Origin of the sequence: Agrococcus jejuensis, from assembly GCF_900099705.1 — a bacterium.
Taxonomy (GTDB): domain Bacteria; phylum Actinomycetota; class Actinomycetes; order Actinomycetales; family Microbacteriaceae; genus Agrococcus; species Agrococcus jejuensis.
Window position 1 is genome coordinate 113,143 of record NZ_LT629695.1, and the last position, 16,048, is coordinate 129,190.

Genomic DNA, 16,048 nt, shown 5'->3' on the forward strand with positions numbered 1-16,048 from the left:
CTTTCGACGTGGACACAGGCTCGGAGTCGGCCGAGGCGCCGGCGATCTTCCTCGCCGCCGTCGAGCGGATGCGCAGCGCCGACACGCGCGGCGAGCTCACCGTGCGCGAGATCCCCGCTCCCGGGCGCATCGCGCCCTGGTCGTACGCGGTGGCAGCCGACGTGGGATCGCCCGAGCACGGTCGCGACTCCGACCGCGGCACCGGCCGGTTCATCCTCATGCACGATCCCGAGGAGCCCGAGGCGTGGGGCGGCGCGTTCCGCGTCGTCACGTTCACGCAGGCGACGCAGGACCTCGACATCGCACCCGACCCCATGCTGCCCGAGGTCACGTGGTCGTGGCTGCTCGAGGCGCTCGACCAGCGCGACGCCGGCTACCACTCCGCCTCTGGCACGGCGACGCGCGTGCTGTCGACCGGATTCGGCGAGCTCGCCGAGCAGGGCGAGGGCGCCCAGCTCGAGCTGCGTGCGTCGTGGACGCCGACGTCGCACGACATCGAGCGGCACCTGGCCGCGTGGTGCGACCTCGTGTGCGCCTCCGCCGGCATGCCGCTGCAGCCCGGCGCCATCAGCCTCGACGCACGGAGGCTCCAGCGGTGACCGACGCCACCCAGTCCGTCCCCGAGCAGAGCGACGCTGCGCAGACCGACGCGCCGCAGCGCGAGCTCGTCGACGCCGTGCCCGTCGGCCCGCTCGAGACCGTCGTCGACGACGAGGGCCTCCGCGCCGCGATCCAGCGTCTGCTCGCAGGCACGGGCCCGATCGGCGTCGACGCCGAGCGCGCCAACGGGTTCCGCTACTCATCGCGCGCCTACCTCGTGCAGCTCTACCGCCGCGGCTCCGGCACGGTGCTGCTCGACCCCATCGGCATCACGGCGTGGTCGGAGCTGCAGGATGCGATCGGCGACGAGGAGTGGATCCTCCACGCCGCCTCGCAGGACCTCCCGTGCCTGCGCGAGCTCGGCCTCGAGCCCGGCTCCCTCTTCGACACCGAGCTCGGCGCTCGCCTCGCGGGCTACGAGCGCGTCGGCCTCGCCGCCGTCGTCGAGCGGCTGCTCGGCATCCGGCTCGCGAAGGAGCATGCGGCATCCGACTGGTCGAAGCGACCGATCGAGCCCGCGCTGCTCGCCTACGCCGCGCTCGACGTCGAGCTCATCGTCGACCTGCGCGACGCCATGGCCGCCGACCTCGAGGTCCAGGGCAAGGCGGAGCTCGCGCGCCAGGAGTTCGAGGCGGCGCGCACGCGCCTGCCGAAGCCTCCGGCGGCCGAGCCCTGGCGTCGCCTCTCGGGCCTGCACTCGGTGAAGGACCGCCGCACGCTCGCGATCGCCCGCGCACTGTGGATGGCGAGGGATGCGTACGCGCAGGAGATCGACGGCGCCCCCGGCCGCCTCATCCCCGACTCGGCGCTCATGGCGGCCGCGACGAGCGGCGCGCGCACGAAGGCGCAGCTCGGCTCGACGAGCGGCTTCCACGGCCGCGCGTCGCGCTCGCAGATGGACCGGTGGCTCGCCGCCCTCGAGGAGGGCCGCGCGTCCGAGGACCTGCCCGTGCTGCGCACGCCCGCCGACGGCCCGCCGCCGCCGCGATTCTGGAAGCAGAAGCGCCCGGAGGCCGCCGCGCGGCTGCAGCGCGCCCGCGCAGCGGTGCAGGCGGTCGCCGACGGCTTGACGATGCCGAACGAGCAGCTGCTGACGCCCGACACCCTGCGCCGGCTCACGTGGGGGTTCCGCGGCGAGCCGACCGCCGATGCCGTCGGCGAGGGGCTCGCCGCCCTCGGCGCCCGCCCGTGGCAGGTTGACGCGACCGCACAACGAATCGCCGCTGCATTTGTAGAGGCTGACCAAACGCCCGACGAGGCGTCGGACGCCGACTCGTAGGGAATCCGCAACCGCCTGCCCAGGCGCAGCGACCCTCCCTAGGCTCGTGCTGCACCGTGACGTGCATCCACCCATGCAGGAGGCTTCAGTGGCACACGACGTCGTGTTCGTCGACGGCGTTCGCACCCCGTTCGGGCGTGCGGGCGAGAAGGGCATGTACTGGCAGACGCGGGCCGACGACCTCGCCGTGAAGGCGCTCGTCGGGCTCCTCGAGCGGAACCCGTCGCTGCCGACCGATCGGATCGACGAGGTCGCCATCGCGGCGACGACCCAGACCGGCGACCAGGGGCTCACGCTCGGTCGCACGGTGGGCATGCTCGCCGGCCTGCCGAAGTCGGTCCCCGGCTACGCGATCGACCGCATGTGCGCGGGCGCCATGACGGCCGTGACGGCCGTCGCCGGCGGCATCGCGCTCGGCGGCTACGACGTGGCGATCGCGGGCGGCGTCGAGCACATGGGGCGTCACCCGATGGGCCTCGATGCCGACCCGAACCCGCGCTTCGTCGCGGAGCGCATGGTCTCGGCCGACGCCCTGAACATGGGCAAGACGGCCGAGCGCATCCACGACCGGTTCCCGCACCTCACGAAGGAGCGTGCCGACCGCTACGCGCTGCGCAGCCAGCAGAAGTACGCCGCGGCGCTCGCCGCGGGCGACATCTCCCCCGACCTCGTGCCCGTCGCGCTGCAGACGGCCGAGGGCTGGGGCCTCGCGACCGCCGACGAGGCGCCGCGTCCCGAGACGACGATGGAGGGCCTCAGCACCCTCAAGACGCCGTTCCGCGAGTTCGGCCGCGTCACCGCCGGCAACGCATCCGGCCTCAACGACGGCGCGACGATGTCGATCCTCGCGTCGTCGGATGCTGCGAAGGAGCTGGGCCTGCAGACGCGCATGCGCCTCGTCTCGTTCGGCTTCGCGGGCGTCGACCCCGAGATCATGGGCATCGGCCCCGTGCCGAGCACCGAGAAGGCGCTGCGCAAGGCGGGCCTGTCGATCGACGACATCGGCCTGTTCGAGCTCAACGAGGCCTTCGCGGTGCAGGTGCTGTCGTTCACCGACCACTTCGGCATCGACGACGACGACCCGCGCGTCAACCCGTACGGCGGCGCGATCGCGATCGGCCACCCGCTCGCATCGAGTGGCGTGCGCCTCATGCTGCAGCTCGCGCGCCAGTTCGAGCAGCACCCCGAGGTGCGCTACGGCCTCACCGCCATGTGCGTGGGCCTCGGCCAGGGCGGCACCGTCATCTGGGAGAACCCCCACTTCACCGGAAGGAAGCGCAAGTGAGCATCGCCGACGAGTTCCCGCGCCTCGCAGCCGCGCAGTTCGACGAGGTCGTCACGCACTCGTACGTGCGCGACGTGGCCCTCGCATCCGGTCGCACGATCGCGCTCGTGACGCTCGACAACGGGCGCGACCACACGCGGCCGTCGACGCTCGGCCCCGCGACGCTCTTCGAGCTCGGCGACGTGCTCGAGGCGCAGCGCGGCCGCGCCGCCGCCGGCCAGATCGACGCGATCGCCGTCACGGGCAAGCCGTACTTCCTCGCCGCCGGCGCCGACCTGTCGAACGTCGGGCTGCTGCCCGACCGCGAGACGGGCGCGGAGCTCGGCCGCCTCGGCCACCGCGTGCTGGGCCTGCTGCACGAGGCCGGCGTGCCGACGTTCGTGTTCATCAACGGCCTCGCCCTCGGCGGCGGCCTCGAGATCGGCCTCAACGCCGACTACCGCACGATCAACGCCACGGCCCCAGCCGTCGCGCTGCCCGAGGTCTTCCTCGGCCTCATCCCCGGCTGGGGCGGCGCGTACCTGCTGCCCAACCTCATCGGCATCGAGCACGCCCTCAAGGTCGTCATCGAGAACCCGCTGAAGCAGAACCGCGTGCTGAAGCCCGAGCAGGTGCTCGAGCTCGGCATCGCCGACGCCATGTTCGGCGCGCCCTCGTTCCTCGAGCAGTCGCTCGCGTGGGCGGACGGCGTGCTGGGCGGCGCGAAGGTCGAGCGCCCGAACGTGCCCGGCCGCCTCGAGCGCGCCGTGAAGTGGGACGTGGCGATCGGCATCGCGCGCAAGTCGCTCGAGTCGAAGATCGGCACGGTCGCCCTCGCGCCCTACAAGGCGCTCGAGCTGCTGCAGGGGGCGAAGAAGGCGTCGCGCGCCGAGGCGTTCGCCGCCGAGGACGCCGCGCTCACCGAGCTCATCGCCTCCGACCAGTTCCACGCGTCGATCTACGCGTTCGACCTCGTGCAGAAGCGTGCGAGGCGCCCAGCGGGGGCGCCCGACAAGGAGCTCGCCCGCCCGGTCACGAAGGTCGGCATCATCGGCGCCGGGCTCATGGCGACCCAGTTCGCACTGCTGTTCCTGCGCCGCCTGCAGGTGCCCGTCGTCATCACCGACCTCGACCAGGGTCGCGTGGATGCGGCCCTCGCGGGCATCCGGAAGGAGCTCGCGGGGCTGCAGGAGAAGGGTCGCCTCGACGGCGACACCGCCAACCGCCTCTCGGGGCTGCTGTCGGGCACGGTCGACAAGGCCGACTTCGCCGACTGCGACTGGGTCATCGAGGCCGTCTTCGAGGAGCTGGGCGTCAAGCAGCAGGTCTTCGCCGAGGTCGAGCCGCACCTGAGCCCCGAGGCGATCATCGCGACGAACACGTCGAGCCTCTCGGTCGAGCAGATCGGCGCACGTCTCGCGCATCCCGAGCGCCTCGTCGGCTTCCACTTCTTCAACCCCGTGGCCGTCATGCCGCTCATCGAGGTCGTGCGCACGCCGGCGACCGACGACGCGGCGCTCGCGACGGCGATGCGCGTGGCGAAGGACCTCAGGAAGACCGCCGTCATCACGCGGGACACCCCCGGCTTCGTGGTGAACCGCGTGCTCGCGAAGCTGCTGGGCGAGGCGATGCACGCCGTCGAGCAGGGCACGCCCTTCGAGACGGTCGTCGCGGCGCAGCAGCCGTTCGGCCTGCCGATGGACCCGTTCGTGCTGCTCGACCTCGTGGGCCTCAAGGTCGGCGCGCACGTGCTCGACACGCACCACGGCGCGTTCCCCGACCGCTTCTTCGAGTCGAAGGCGCTGCACGAGCTCGCCGAGGCGAACGTGCTGCTCGAGAAGGACCGCAAGGGCGAGGCGAAGGGCATCGACAAGAAGGCCATCGCGATCGTCAAGCGGCACACGCCGAAGGATGCGACGCCGTACACGGCCGAGCAGCTGCGTGAGCGGCTCGAGGTCGGCCTCGCCGACGAGATCCACCGCATGCTCGACGACGAGGTCGTCGTGGGGGCCGAGGACATCGACCTCTGCATGATCCTCGGCGCCGGCTGGCCGTTCCAGATGGGCGGCATCACCCCGTACCTCGACCGCGTCGGAGCCTCGGAGCGCGCGTTCGGCGCCGCGTTCCACGAGCCGCGCATCGCGGGCCCGGCCGCCTAGGTGGATCGCGCCCTCGTCGACGCCCTCGCCCACGACCTGGCAGCCGCCGGGTACGCGGGCGGGGGCGTCTCCGCGCGCATCGGCGCGGATGCGTCGGATGCGCTCGCGCGCATGGTCGCGACACCGGCGCGCCGCGCGCTCGGCGACGCCACCGATCCGCTCGCGACGCTCGTGCGGCTGCTGTGGCTCGGCGACGCCGTGCGACCCGACGCGCTCGACGCGGCGCTGCCCACCGTCGGCATCGATGGCGCAGCGGCGCTCGGCGTCGTCGAGGTGGCCGACGGCACCGCCCTTCCTCTGCTGACGATCCGTCCGTACGCGTTCCGCGACGCGCTCGGCGCGGGCGAGTGGTGGATCGCGAGCGACCTCGACGAGCTCTCGGGCATGCATCCGCTGCGCCCCGACCACGTGCTCGGCGTCGGCGGCGCCGCACGCACGCTCGCGGCGATCCTGCCGCCCGTGCGCGCCGGGTCGGCCCTCGACCTCGGCTCGGGCTGCGGCATCGTCTCGCTGCACCTCGCGCGCCTCGCCGACCGCGTGGTCGCGACCGACCTCTCCGAGCGCGCGCTGGCCATGACGCGCCTGACGTGCGCGCTCAACGGCGTCGACCACGTCGAGACGCGGCAGGGCGACCTGTGGGCGCCCGTCGCCGGCGAGCGCTTCGACCTCGTGGCGTCGAACCCGCCGTTCGTCATCACGCCGCGCGCCGAGGGCGTGCCCGCCTACGAGTACCGCGACGGGGGCCGCACGGGCGACGCGCTCATGCAGGAGGTCGTCGAGGGCCTGGGCGCGCACCTCGCGCCCGGCGGTGCCGCGCGCCTGCTCGGCAACTGGGAGTCGCTCGCAGGCGGCGCGGGGCTCGACCGCGTGCGCGGCTGGCTCGCCGCCGGCGACGTCGACGGCTGGGTGCTCGAGCGCGAGTCGCTCGACGTCGTGCGCTACGCCGAGCTGTGGCTGCGCGACGGCGGCACGCGACCGGGCGACGCCGACCACGCTCCCCTGCTCACCGCGTGGCTCGACGACTTCGCCGCCCGCGACGTGCGCTCGATCGGGCTCGGCTGGGTCGCGGCACAGGCACGCGAGGGCGATGCTGCGCCGCGCATCCGCGTCGAGCACGTCGGCCACGCGCTGGTGCTCGAGCACGCCGGCGTGCACGTCGCGACGTCGCTCGAGGTGCAGGATCGCGCTGCCGCGCTCGACGACGACGACCTGCGCGGCGTGCATCTCGTGACGCAGGCCGACGTCACCGAGCTGCGGCACCTGCGGCCCGGCGCATCGGGCCCCACGGTCATCGAGCTCACCCAGGGCGGTGCGCTCGGCCGCACGACGCAGGTCGACACCGCCGTCGCCGCCCTCGTGGGCGCGTGCGACGGCGAGCTGTCGGTCGGCGCGATCCTCGATGCCATCGCGTCGCTGCTCGACGTCGACGCCCAGGCGCTCTCGGCCGAGGCGCTGCCCGCCGTGCGCGAGCTGTGGATCCGCGGCTACCTCGTGGAGGCGGGGTCCGAGACCGACTGAGCGTCGGCGAGCACCGTGCGCACGACGCCGGCGACGTGCTCGGCGACCTCGAGCGCGACGAGCGGCCCACCGAGCGACGCCCGCGCGCCGGCCTCGCCGTGCAGCCAGGCGGCCGTCGCGCCGAGGTCGACGAGACATGCGGCGTCGGCGAGCACGGCATCGGCGTGCGCCGCGAGCAGCGCGCCCGCGATCCCCGCGAGCACGTCTCCCGTGCCCGCGGTCGCGAGCCAGTGCGTCGGTGCCTCGACGACGGCGACGCGGTCGCCGTCGGTCACGACGGTGCGGGCGCCCTTGAGCAGCACCGTCGCACCCGTGCGCGTCGCCGCCTCGCGCGCCCATCGCTCGGGATCCGCGGCGATCGCCGCGCGCTCGACGTCGACGCCGAGCGCCGCCAGCAGCGTGCGCAGCTCGCCCGCATGCGGCGTCAGCAGCCGCGGCCCCGCGCCGACGCGCACGAGGTCGAGCGCGCCCGCGTCGAGCACGCCCGGCACGCCCTCGGCGAGCGCGGCGTGCAGCGTCGCGCGCAGCGACGGCGACCGGTGCGACGCATCCGTGCCCGAGCCGAGCGCCCAGGCCTGCACGCGCCCCGTGCCCGCGACCGTCTCGGGGCGCCTGGCGAGCACGTGGTCGGCCGCGCGCCGCGGCCCCACGTACCGCACCATGCCGGCGCCCGCGCGATGCGCGGCCTCGACGCCCAGCACGGCAGCGCCCGGGTAGGCGTCGGAGCCCGTCACGAACCCCACGACGCCACGCGCGTACTTGTCGTCGGTGGCCTGCGGCACCCGCATCCACGCGCGCACGTCGTCGACGCTCCAGCCCACGGTGACCTCCCCGTCGGAGGCTACGGCACGCGGCGCACGCGGATGCGCGGCGCGTCGACGACGTCGCCCTCGATGCGGCGCCGCCTGGTGCCCTTGACCTCGTCGACCTTCACGTCGTCGCCCTGCACCGGCGCGGCAGCGATGTGCGTCTCGTGCTCGAAGACGTGCGTCTTGTCCTGGTTGCGGTAGCGCCGGTAGACGGTCGTGTAGATCGCGATGCCCACGGCCGGTCCCGCCGCGAGGAGCGCGAGCAGGAAGCCCTCGCCGTCCGACGACGCGACGACGGCCGCGACCTGGCCGAGCCCATCCATGCCCATCATCGGACGAATCCCGAGAACAGCACGGCGCCGACGATCGGCACGACGAGCGCCTCCACGAGCAGGCCCACGCCGATCGCGACGGCCAGCAGCTTGCCCTTCGCGAGCGGGATGCTGCCCATCGTCTCGCCCGTGCGCCCGTTGACGGCCACGTAGTGGACCATGCCCTGGCCGCCCTCGACGTGGTGGTACGAGTACAGCCACACCGGCAGGTACATCGCGACCCAGCGCGTGCCGTGCACGTCGAGCGCCTCGGTCTCCCACCGCACGCCGCGGTCGAAGGCGCTCAGCGTGCCGCGCACCTGCGTGCGGCCGATGGACATGAGCTGGTCCTCGAGCCGCGGATGCATCGCCCGCACGTCCTGGTCGCGACGCTCCGACGTGAAGCCCGCGAGATATGCGGCGTTCCAGTCGACGGCGTTCTTCGTGTCGAACGGCAGGATCGAGTTCACGATGTTGTTCGTCGAGCGGTGCACGTCGAGGTTCGAGCGCTCGGCCGACGACTCGAACGTGAGGTCGTCGACGGTGAAGTCGACCGCTCGCCGCACGCGCACGACGTCGGCGTCGTAGTACGTGCGCCGGTTGTTCTTCGTGCCGCGCGTGTAGCGGCGCGTCTCGACCTCGCCGAGCCCCTCGAGCCGCGTCGACGCGTGCGCGTCGACCACCATGTACGGCAGGTAGACGCCGACGACGTTCTCGGGGGCGAACTCCGCCTTGAACTGCGAGTGCGCGAACCCGCGCCGCGCGTCGGCGAACGCGCGGATGCGCGCGACGGCCTCCGCGTGCGGCAGCGCGAACGGCAGCACGGCATCCGGCACGGCGCCGTTCGGGATCTGCCGGTTGACGTCGAGCCGCTGCCTGCACCAGTGGCAGCGCGCGCTCATGGCGTCGTTCGTGTCGATGACGACCTCGGCGCCGCAGCCGGCGCACGCGATCGTGAGGATCGTCGAGACGTCGGGCCGGATGTCCTGCGCACCCGACGCGACGAGCGTGCCGCGCAGGTCGCGGATGCCCTCGCCGAGACCCAGGCGCTCCTCGACCCGCTCCTCCGACCACTCGTTGCGGCAGTAGCCGCAGCGCAGCATGCCGCCCTGCATCGCGAGGCGGATGTCGGTCGAGCCGCACCTCGGGCAGCGGTTGATGCCGTCCTGCAGCCGCTCGTTCTGCGTCTGCGGGCCCTGCGGCGGCAGCGCGAGCTCCGTCGGCACGTGCGGCGCGGCCGCGGCCGCGGCGGGTGCGGACATGCGCTGCTCCGGATTCGGCGGCGGCAGCGGCTGGCGCGGCACGACGGGCACGGCGCGCGGATGCGGTGGATGCGGCTGCGGCGCGCCGCCCGAGGGTCCGGGCGGCGGCGCCTGCGGCGGCGGAGGCAGCGTCATGCGTGGAGGCTGGGCGTCGGAGGGCTCGGCGTCAGAGCCCGAGGGCCTTCGCCTTCGCCGCCTCGTAGTCCTCGGGCGTGATGAGACCGGCGTCGAGCATGGCCTTCGCGCGCGTCAGCACGGCCATGGGGTCCTCGCCGCCGCCCTGCGCCGCCGGCGCGGCGGCCGGTGCCGGCGCCGCCTGCTGCGGCGCCTCCTGCGCGGGCACGGGCTGCTGCAGCCCGCCGAGGCCCGTGGCGCCCGCCGCCATGCCCATGCCGAGGATGCCGGTCGTGCCCGACTGCTCGCCCGCCGACTCGAAGCCCTGCGCGACCGACGCCTGCAGGTTCGAGTTGCCACGCTGGCCCGACAGCGCATCCGCACGCTGCACGTTGCGCAGCAGCTCGCGGGTCTGCGCGTCGTACTCGATCGCGACGATCGCGGTCTTCACGATCGTGATGCCGCGGTCCGACGACCAGCGGTAGCCCTGCTCGACGGCTGCCGAGAGGCTCTGCGCGAAGCCGAGCGAGTCCTGCTGGATGCGGGTGATGCGGTTCCCCTTCGCGGGGTCGTTCGTGTACATCGAGAACGCGGGCGCCAGCGAGGCCACGACCTCGTTGAAGAGCTGCGCCGCGGCGTCGTTGTCGATGTCGGCGAAGTCGAACACGACGCCGGGGCGCAGGTACGAGGCCGGCACGAACGACTTCACGAAGAGGATGGGGTCGACGATCTGCAGCGTGTACGTGCCGCGCGTCACGGCGCCGACCTGCGCGCCCATGTACGCGTCGTCCCAGTAGATCTCCGACTGGGTGCCGAAGCGGTTGTTCGGCAGCTCCTTGAGGCTCACGAAGAACGCCTGCTGCTGCGCGGCCGGACGGCCGCCGAACTTGAAGCGCTCCCACGACGTGCGCACGAGAGAGCCGATGAGGTCGTCGCCGGCGAAGATCGACTGCGACTCCTGCGCGTCGGTGCGCCACTCGTAGCCGCCGGGCATCGAGGCGAAGCCCGTGATGGCGCCCTCCTGCATGAGCAGCAGGCCGTAGCCCTCGGGCACGACGATGCGCGAGCCGTTCGTGATGATGCCGTCGGAGCCCGACGTGTTCGAGCCGCGGCCCGCGTTCTGGCCGCGCGGCACGGCGGCGAAGAGCGCCGCGGTGGGGCTGAGGCCCTCGGGGACGGTGTAGAAGTCCTTCCACTGGTCGGCGAGCACGCCGCCCGCCGCGTCCAGCGCTGCCCTGAAGAGGCCCATGTCGTCTCCCTCGCTCGTGCGCGGCCGTCGCGCACGCCACCACGGTACGACGACGAGACCTCCGCAGGCTGAAAGCCTGCGGAGGTCTCGATCCCATCCGCCTCAGGGCGGGACGACGCTCAGACGAGCGAGCGCAGCACGTACTGCAGGATGCCGCCGTTGCGGTAGTAGTCCGCCTCGCCCGGGGTGTCGATGCGCACGACCGCGTCGAACTCGATCGTCTCCTTGCCGGGAGCCGAGTGCTCGCTCGGGGTGGCCGTGACCTTCACGGTCTTCGGCGTCACGCCCTCGTTGAGCTGCTCGAGGCCCGTGATCGAGACGACCTCGGTGCCGTCGAGGCCCAGCGACTCCCACGACTGGCCGGCGGGGAACTGCAGGGGCACGACGCCCATGCCGATGAGGTTGGAGCGGTGGATGCGCTCGAACGACTCGGTGATGACGGCCTTGACGCCCAGCAGGCGCGTGCCCTTGGCCGCCCAGTCGCGGCTCGAGCCCGAGCCGTACTCCTTGCCGCCGAAGACGACGAGCGGGGTGTCCTGCTCGGCGTACGACTGGCACGCGTCGTAGATGAACGACTGCGGGCCCTCGGGCTGCGTGAAGTCGCGCGTGTAGCCACCCTCGACGGCCTTGCCGTCGTTGACGGCCGCCGTGAGCTGGTTGCGCAGGCGGATGTTCGCGAACGTGCCGCGGATCATCACCTCGTGGTTGCCACGACGCGAGCCGTACGAGTTGAAGTCGCGCTGACCGACGCCGTGCTCCGTGAGGTACTGCGCGGCGGGCGTGCCCGCCTTGATGTTGCCTGCGGGGCTGATGTGGTCGGTCGTGACCGAGTCGCCGAGCGCAGCCATGACGCGGGCGCCGTGGATGTCGGCGACGGGCGTGAGGTCCATCGTCATGCCGTCGAAGTACGGCGCCTTGCGCACGTACGTCGAGTCCTCGTCCCACTCGAAGATGGGGCCCTCGGGCGTCGGCAGGCTCTTCCAGCGCTCGTCGCCGTCGAAGACGGTGGCGTACTGGGTGATGAACTGCTCGCGCGAGATCGACGAGTCGATGATCTCCTGCACCTCGTCGGGCGTCGGCCAGATGTCCTTGAGGAACACCTCGTTGCCCTCGGTGTCGGTGCCGAGCGCATCCGCCTCGAAGTCGAAGTGCATCGAGCCGGCGAGCGCGTAGGCGACGACGAGCGGCGGCGACGCGAGGTAGTTCATCTTGACGTCGGGGCTGATGCGGCCCTCGAAGTTGCGGTTGCCCGAGAGCACGGCCGTGACGGCGAGGTCGTTGGCGTTGATCGCCTCCGAGACCTCCTCGATCATGGGGCCCGAGTTGCCGATGCAGATCGTGCAGCCGTAGCCGACCGTGTAGAAGCCGATGCCCTCGAGGTCCTGGTCGAGGCCGGACTTCTCGTAGTAGTCGGTGACGACCTTCGAGCCCGGGCCGAGCGTCGTCTTGACCCACGGCTTGCGGTTCAGGCCCTTGGCGCGCGCCTTGCGGGCGACGAGGCCCGCGGCGATCATGACCGACGGGTTCGACGTGTTCGTGCACGACGTGATGGCCGCGAGGGTCACGGCGCCGTTGTCGAGCACGTACTGCTGACCGTCGGGCGTCGTGACGTTCGCGGGCGTCGAGGCGCCGTGGAACGAGTTCGACTGCAGCACGGCGACCTTGGCGGGCGCGTGCACGTGCGTGTCCTCCTCGCCGGGGACGCTGCCCGGGTCGGATGCGGGGAACGAGTCCATCGAGGCGACGTCGACGACGTCGGTCGTCTCGCCCGTCGCGACGTAGTTGAGCACGTCGCGCTCGAACTGCGACTTCGACTCCGACAGCAGGATGCGGTCCTGCGGGCGCTTCGGGCCGGCGATCGAGGGCACGACCGTCGACAGGTCGAGCTCCATGAACTCCGAGAAGCGCAGCTCGCGCGACGGGTCGTGCCAGAGCTTCTGCTCCTTGGCGTACGACTCGACGAGCGCGACGGTCTGCTCGTCGCGGCCCGTGAGGCGCAGGTAGTCGAGCGTCACGTCGTCGATGGGGAACATCGCGGCCGTCGAGCCGAACTCGGGGCTCATGTTGCCGATCGTGGCGCGGTTCGCGAGCGGCACCGAGGCGACGCCCTCGCCGTAGAACTCGACGAACTTGCCGACGACGCCGTGCTGGCGCAGCATGTCGGTGATCGTGAGCACGACGTCGGTCGCCGTGACGCCCGCGGGGATGTCGCCCGTGAGCTTGAAGCCGACGACGCGCGGGATGAGCATCGAGACGGGCTGGCCGAGCATGGCCGCCTCGGCCTCGATGCCGCCGACGCCCCAGCCGAGCACGCCGAGGCCGTTGACCATCGTCGTGTGCGAGTCGGTGCCGACGCACGTGTCGGGGTAGGCGCGCAGCACGCCGTCGACCGAGCGGTCGTAGATGACCTTCGCGAGGTGCTCGATGTTCACCTGGTGCACGATGCCGGTGCCCGGGGGCACGACCTTGAAGTCCTGGAAGGCCGTCTGGCCCCAGCGCAGGAACTGGTAGCGCTCGCCGTTGCGCTCGTACTCGATCTCGACGTTGCGCTCGAGGGCGTTCTCGGTGCCGAAGAGGTCGGCGATGACCGAGTGGTCGATGACCATCTCGGCGGGCGAGAGCGGGTTGATCCTGTCGGGGTCGCCGCCGAGCGCCGTCACGGCCTCGCGCATCGTGGCGAGGTCGACGATGCAGGGCACGCCCGTGAAGTCCTGCATCACGACGCGCGCGGGCGTGAACTGGATCTCGGTGTCGGGGTCGGCCTCGGCCTTCCACGCACCGAGCGCCTCGATCTGCGCCTTCGTCACGTTCGCACCGTCCTCGGTGCGCAGGAGGTTCTCGAGGAGGACCTTGAGCGAGAACGGCAGCGACTCGTGCCCCTCGACCTGGTCGATCCTGAAGATCTCGTAGTCCTGGCCGCCCACCTGAAGGGTGCTGCGGGCTCCGAAGCTGTCCACTGCCGACACGGTGACTCCTCACACGATCGTCCTGACGCTGTGCGCGTCCGAGCATAGCCGCGCGCTCGTGGTCGCGGCCGAAAGTATCTTGACGTCAAGACATCCTACGCCGTTCGCGCGCGACCGACGACCTCGCCCGGCGGATGCGGGCGTGTCGCGGGCGCCGAGCGGCGGCCGCGGGCGTCAGGACGACGCGGCGGCGTCGCGCGGCTGCTCGGGCTCGGGCACGGCGCGCACCATGAGCCACGTGACCCACAGGGCCGCGCCGTACAGCGGCACGCCCATGAGCAGCTTCGTCGTGGCGAGGGCCTGCGTGGCCTCGGCCGCGTACAGCGGCACCTGCACCGCGAGGCGTGCGCCGAGCACGCAGATCCACAGGATCGTCGCGCGCACCGCGACGGCCTTGCGCGCCGGCTCGGTGCGCCACGCGTACGGCGTGCCCGTGAGCCCGCCTGCGAGCAGGCCGATGAGCGGGCGACGCGCGATCAGCGAGATCGTCAGCGCGATCACGCCGATGGCGTTGACGATGAAGCCCCAGAGGAAGTTGTCGTTGGCGTTGCCCGTGAAGAGGGCGACCGCCGCCGAGATGCCCACGCCGATGAGCCCGGCGAAGGCCAGCATCGGCTGCCCCTTCGTGAGCACGCGCAGCAGCACCGCGACGACCGAGACCGCCAGCGGCACGAGCACCGAGATCCACACGTCGCGCGTGATCGTGAAGAGCACGAGGAAGAGCAGGCCGGGCAGCAGCGACTCGACGATGCCGCGCACGCCGCCCATCGCCTGCAGGATCGCGCCGCCCGAGGGCGCCTCGCCCGGAGCGATGTGGCCGAGCTTCGACGAGCGGATCGCCTTCGCGATCGCCTCGTCGGCGCGGTCGCGGTCGGCGCCCTCGGCACCCTCCGCCGGCTGCTGCGCGTCGGTCATGCGGGCTTGGGCGCGTGGAGCGGGATGAGCTCGCGCGGCGGCATCGGCGTCTCGCCACGGCACACGACCGTCGAGCGGTAGATCTCGACGATGCCCTCGATCGCGGCGTCGTCGGTCGCTGCCTTGCCGCCGACGATGCCCTGCAGCATCCATCGCGGACCGTCGACGCCCACGACACGCACGGCGCGCGGCTGGCCGTCGGGGCCCGGCTGCAGCGTGCAGCGCAGCTCGGGACCGAGCAGGCCGTCGGCCTCCTCGACCGTCGCGCCCTGCCTCGTGAGCTGCTCCGACACCACGGCGCGCACTGCGCCCCAGATGCCCTCGGAGCGCGGCGCCGCGAACGGCTGCAGCTGCACGGTCGAGCCGTCGTGCTCGAGCGTCACGGCCACGACGCGCTTCGTCGCCTCCTCGACCTCGAGCCGCATCTGCAGACCCTGGCGGGGCACGATGCGCAGACCGCCGAGGTCGATGTACGGGCGCACGGGCGCCTCGGCCTCGTCGAGCGGACCCGCCTCGTCGCGATCCTCGGGCGCGCTCTTCTCGTACGACTCCTCGTCGAGCTGGTCGTCGATCTCGTCAGCCATGCGTCTCCTTCGTCCGTCCGAACCCGCTCGAGCCGAAGCCACCCTCGCCGCGGTCGGAGCCCGGCAGCTCGTCGACCTGCACGAAGCGCGCGCGCTCGATGCGCTGCACGATCACCTGCGCGATGCGGTCGCCGACCGCGATGGCGTGCGGCTCGCTGCCCGTGTTGAGCAGGATGACCTTGATCTCGCCGCGATAGCCCGCATCCACGGTGCCCGGTGCGTTCACGATCGTGATGCCTTGGCGAGCCGCGAGCCCGCTGCGCGGGACCACGAACGCCACGTGGCCGTCGGGCAGCGCGATGCGCACGCCCGTGCCGACCATGGCACGCTCCCCCGGCTGCAACGTGCGCGCCTCCGCGGCGTGCAGGTCGGCGCCTGCGTCGCCAGGATGCGCGTATGCCGGCGGCTCGCCGACGATCAGCACCTCGACCTCGTCCACGGGAGCCAAGGCTAGCGGGCAGGATGGAGGGGTGCGTCATCGTGAGCGACTCCTGCCACCCGTCTGGCTCTTCGCCGTCTGCCTGCTCGTCGTGCCGGCGGCCGTGCTGGTCTTCCTCCCGATCGACCCCGTGTGGGGGTGGATCGTCGCCATCGTGCTCTACCTCGGGGTCGCGGGCGGGCTCGTCGTCGCCGCGCCCGTCGTCGCCGTCGACGACGCCACGCTCTCGGCCGGCCGCGCGCGCATCCCGCTCGCGGCGCTCGGCGAGCCACAGGTGCTCGACCGCGCAGGCTCGTACGCCGTGCTGCACGCCGACTGGGATGCGCGGGCCTTCCACTCGACCGTGCCGTGGACGCCGCTGCTCGTGCGCATCCCCGTCGTCGACGACGCCGACCCGACGACGGCGTGGGTGCTGTCGACGAGGCGGCCGGAGGCGCTCGCCGCCGCGATCCGCGACGCGCGCGCCTGACGGCGCGCCGCCCAAACGCGACGAAGGCCGCCTCCCGTGGGAGGCGGCCTTCACGCTGCGCTGCGCCCGATGCCGTTCGCACGGTGCTGTTCGCTCAGGGCGTCGCGCAT

At 72.6% G+C, this 16,048-nt stretch carries 14 protein-coding genes; 6 read left to right on the plus strand and 8 right to left on the minus strand.

The genetic code is table 11. From position 1 onward, the window contains the following. Nucleotides 1–8: 8 nt before the first annotated feature. The 5 genes from BLQ67_RS00545 to BLQ67_RS00565 all read left to right on the plus strand — a co-directional run bounded on the left by BLQ67_RS00545 (nt 9) and on the right by BLQ67_RS00565 (nt 6,820). Nucleotides 9–599: a DUF3000 domain-containing protein gene (locus tag BLQ67_RS00545; protein WP_269457095.1), complete on the plus strand. Its 591-nt coding sequence runs from the start codon at nt 9–11 to the stop codon at nt 597–599. Beyond that, nucleotides 596–1,879: an HRDC domain-containing protein gene (locus BLQ67_RS00550; RefSeq protein WP_092501507.1), complete on the plus strand. Its 1,284-nt coding sequence runs from the start codon at nt 596–598 to the stop codon at nt 1,877–1,879. The genes BLQ67_RS00545 and BLQ67_RS00550 overlap by 4 nt, the downstream gene beginning before the upstream one ends. Before the next feature lie 103 nt (nt 1,880–1,982). Further along, nucleotides 1,983–3,164 carry a thiolase family protein gene (locus BLQ67_RS00555; RefSeq protein ID WP_407922499.1) on the plus strand — a complete coding sequence of 394 codons (1,182 nt, stop codon included), beginning with the start codon at nt 1,983–1,985 and terminating at the stop codon, nt 3,162–3,164. Next, nucleotides 3,161–5,302, plus strand: a complete 2,142-nt coding sequence (locus BLQ67_RS00560) for a 3-hydroxyacyl-CoA dehydrogenase NAD-binding domain-containing protein (protein WP_231945109.1) — start codon at nt 3,161–3,163, stop codon at nt 5,300–5,302. Before BLQ67_RS00555 ends, BLQ67_RS00560 begins: the two co-directional genes overlap by 4 nt. Then, complete coding sequence (locus tag BLQ67_RS00565) at nt 5,303–6,820, plus strand: DUF7059 domain-containing protein (RefSeq protein ID WP_092501509.1); 1,518 nt, start codon at nt 5,303–5,305, stop codon at nt 6,818–6,820. It begins immediately after the preceding gene. On the opposite strand, the gene BLQ67_RS00570 is transcribed toward BLQ67_RS00565, so the two are convergent. The 8 genes from BLQ67_RS00570 to dut form a co-directional block, all read right to left on the minus strand. Further along, nucleotides 6,787–7,641 (minus strand): ADP-dependent NAD(P)H-hydrate dehydratase, encoded by an 855-nt coding sequence (locus BLQ67_RS00570; RefSeq protein ID WP_231945110.1) that lies wholly within the window; start codon nt 7,639–7,641, stop codon nt 6,787–6,789. The genes BLQ67_RS00565 and BLQ67_RS00570 overlap by 34 nt on opposite strands. Nucleotides 7,642–7,661: 20 nt before the next feature. Then, on the minus strand, nt 7,662–7,952 hold the full coding sequence (locus BLQ67_RS00575) for a hypothetical protein (RefSeq protein ID WP_092501510.1): 291 nt from the start codon (nt 7,950–7,952) through the stop codon (nt 7,662–7,664). A 5-nt stretch (nt 7,953–7,957) separates the two neighbouring features. After that, entirely contained in the window at nt 7,958–9,337 is a 1,380-nt protein-coding gene (locus BLQ67_RS00580) for a TFIIB-type zinc ribbon-containing protein (protein ID WP_172802224.1), read from the minus strand. Nucleotides 9,338–9,368: 31 nt separating this feature from the next. After that, a complete protein-coding gene (locus BLQ67_RS00585; protein ID WP_092501512.1) occupies nt 9,369–10,565 on the minus strand; it encodes an SPFH domain-containing protein in 1,197 nt (398 codons plus the stop codon). Between the two features lie 119 nt (nt 10,566–10,684). After that, a complete protein-coding gene (locus tag BLQ67_RS00590) occupies nt 10,685–13,531 on the minus strand; it encodes an aconitate hydratase (RefSeq protein ID WP_092501513.1) in 2,847 nt (948 codons plus the stop codon). Between the two features lie 174 nt (nt 13,532–13,705). Beyond that, the gene (locus BLQ67_RS00595; RefSeq protein WP_092501515.1) at nt 13,706–14,446 is read right to left on the minus strand and encodes a DUF3159 domain-containing protein; all 741 of its coding nucleotides are present in this window, start codon (nt 14,444–14,446) and stop codon (nt 13,706–13,708) included. Next, complete coding sequence (locus tag BLQ67_RS00600; RefSeq protein ID WP_092501517.1) at nt 14,443–15,030, minus strand: DUF3710 domain-containing protein; 588 nt, start codon at nt 15,028–15,030, stop codon at nt 14,443–14,445. Before BLQ67_RS00600 ends, BLQ67_RS00595 begins: the two co-directional genes overlap by 4 nt. Further along, on the minus strand, nt 15,023–15,469 hold the full coding sequence (gene dut / locus BLQ67_RS00605) for a dUTP diphosphatase (RefSeq protein WP_092501519.1): 447 nt from the start codon (nt 15,467–15,469) through the stop codon (nt 15,023–15,025). The genes BLQ67_RS00600 and dut overlap by 8 nt, the downstream gene beginning before the upstream one ends. Before the next feature lie 31 nt (nt 15,470–15,500). Here dut and BLQ67_RS00610 point away from each other — a divergent pair, with 31 nt between their 5' ends. Further along, complete coding sequence (locus BLQ67_RS00610; RefSeq protein WP_157674602.1) at nt 15,501–15,938, plus strand: DUF3093 domain-containing protein; 438 nt, start codon at nt 15,501–15,503, stop codon at nt 15,936–15,938. Nucleotides 15,939–16,048: the final 110 nt, after the last annotated feature.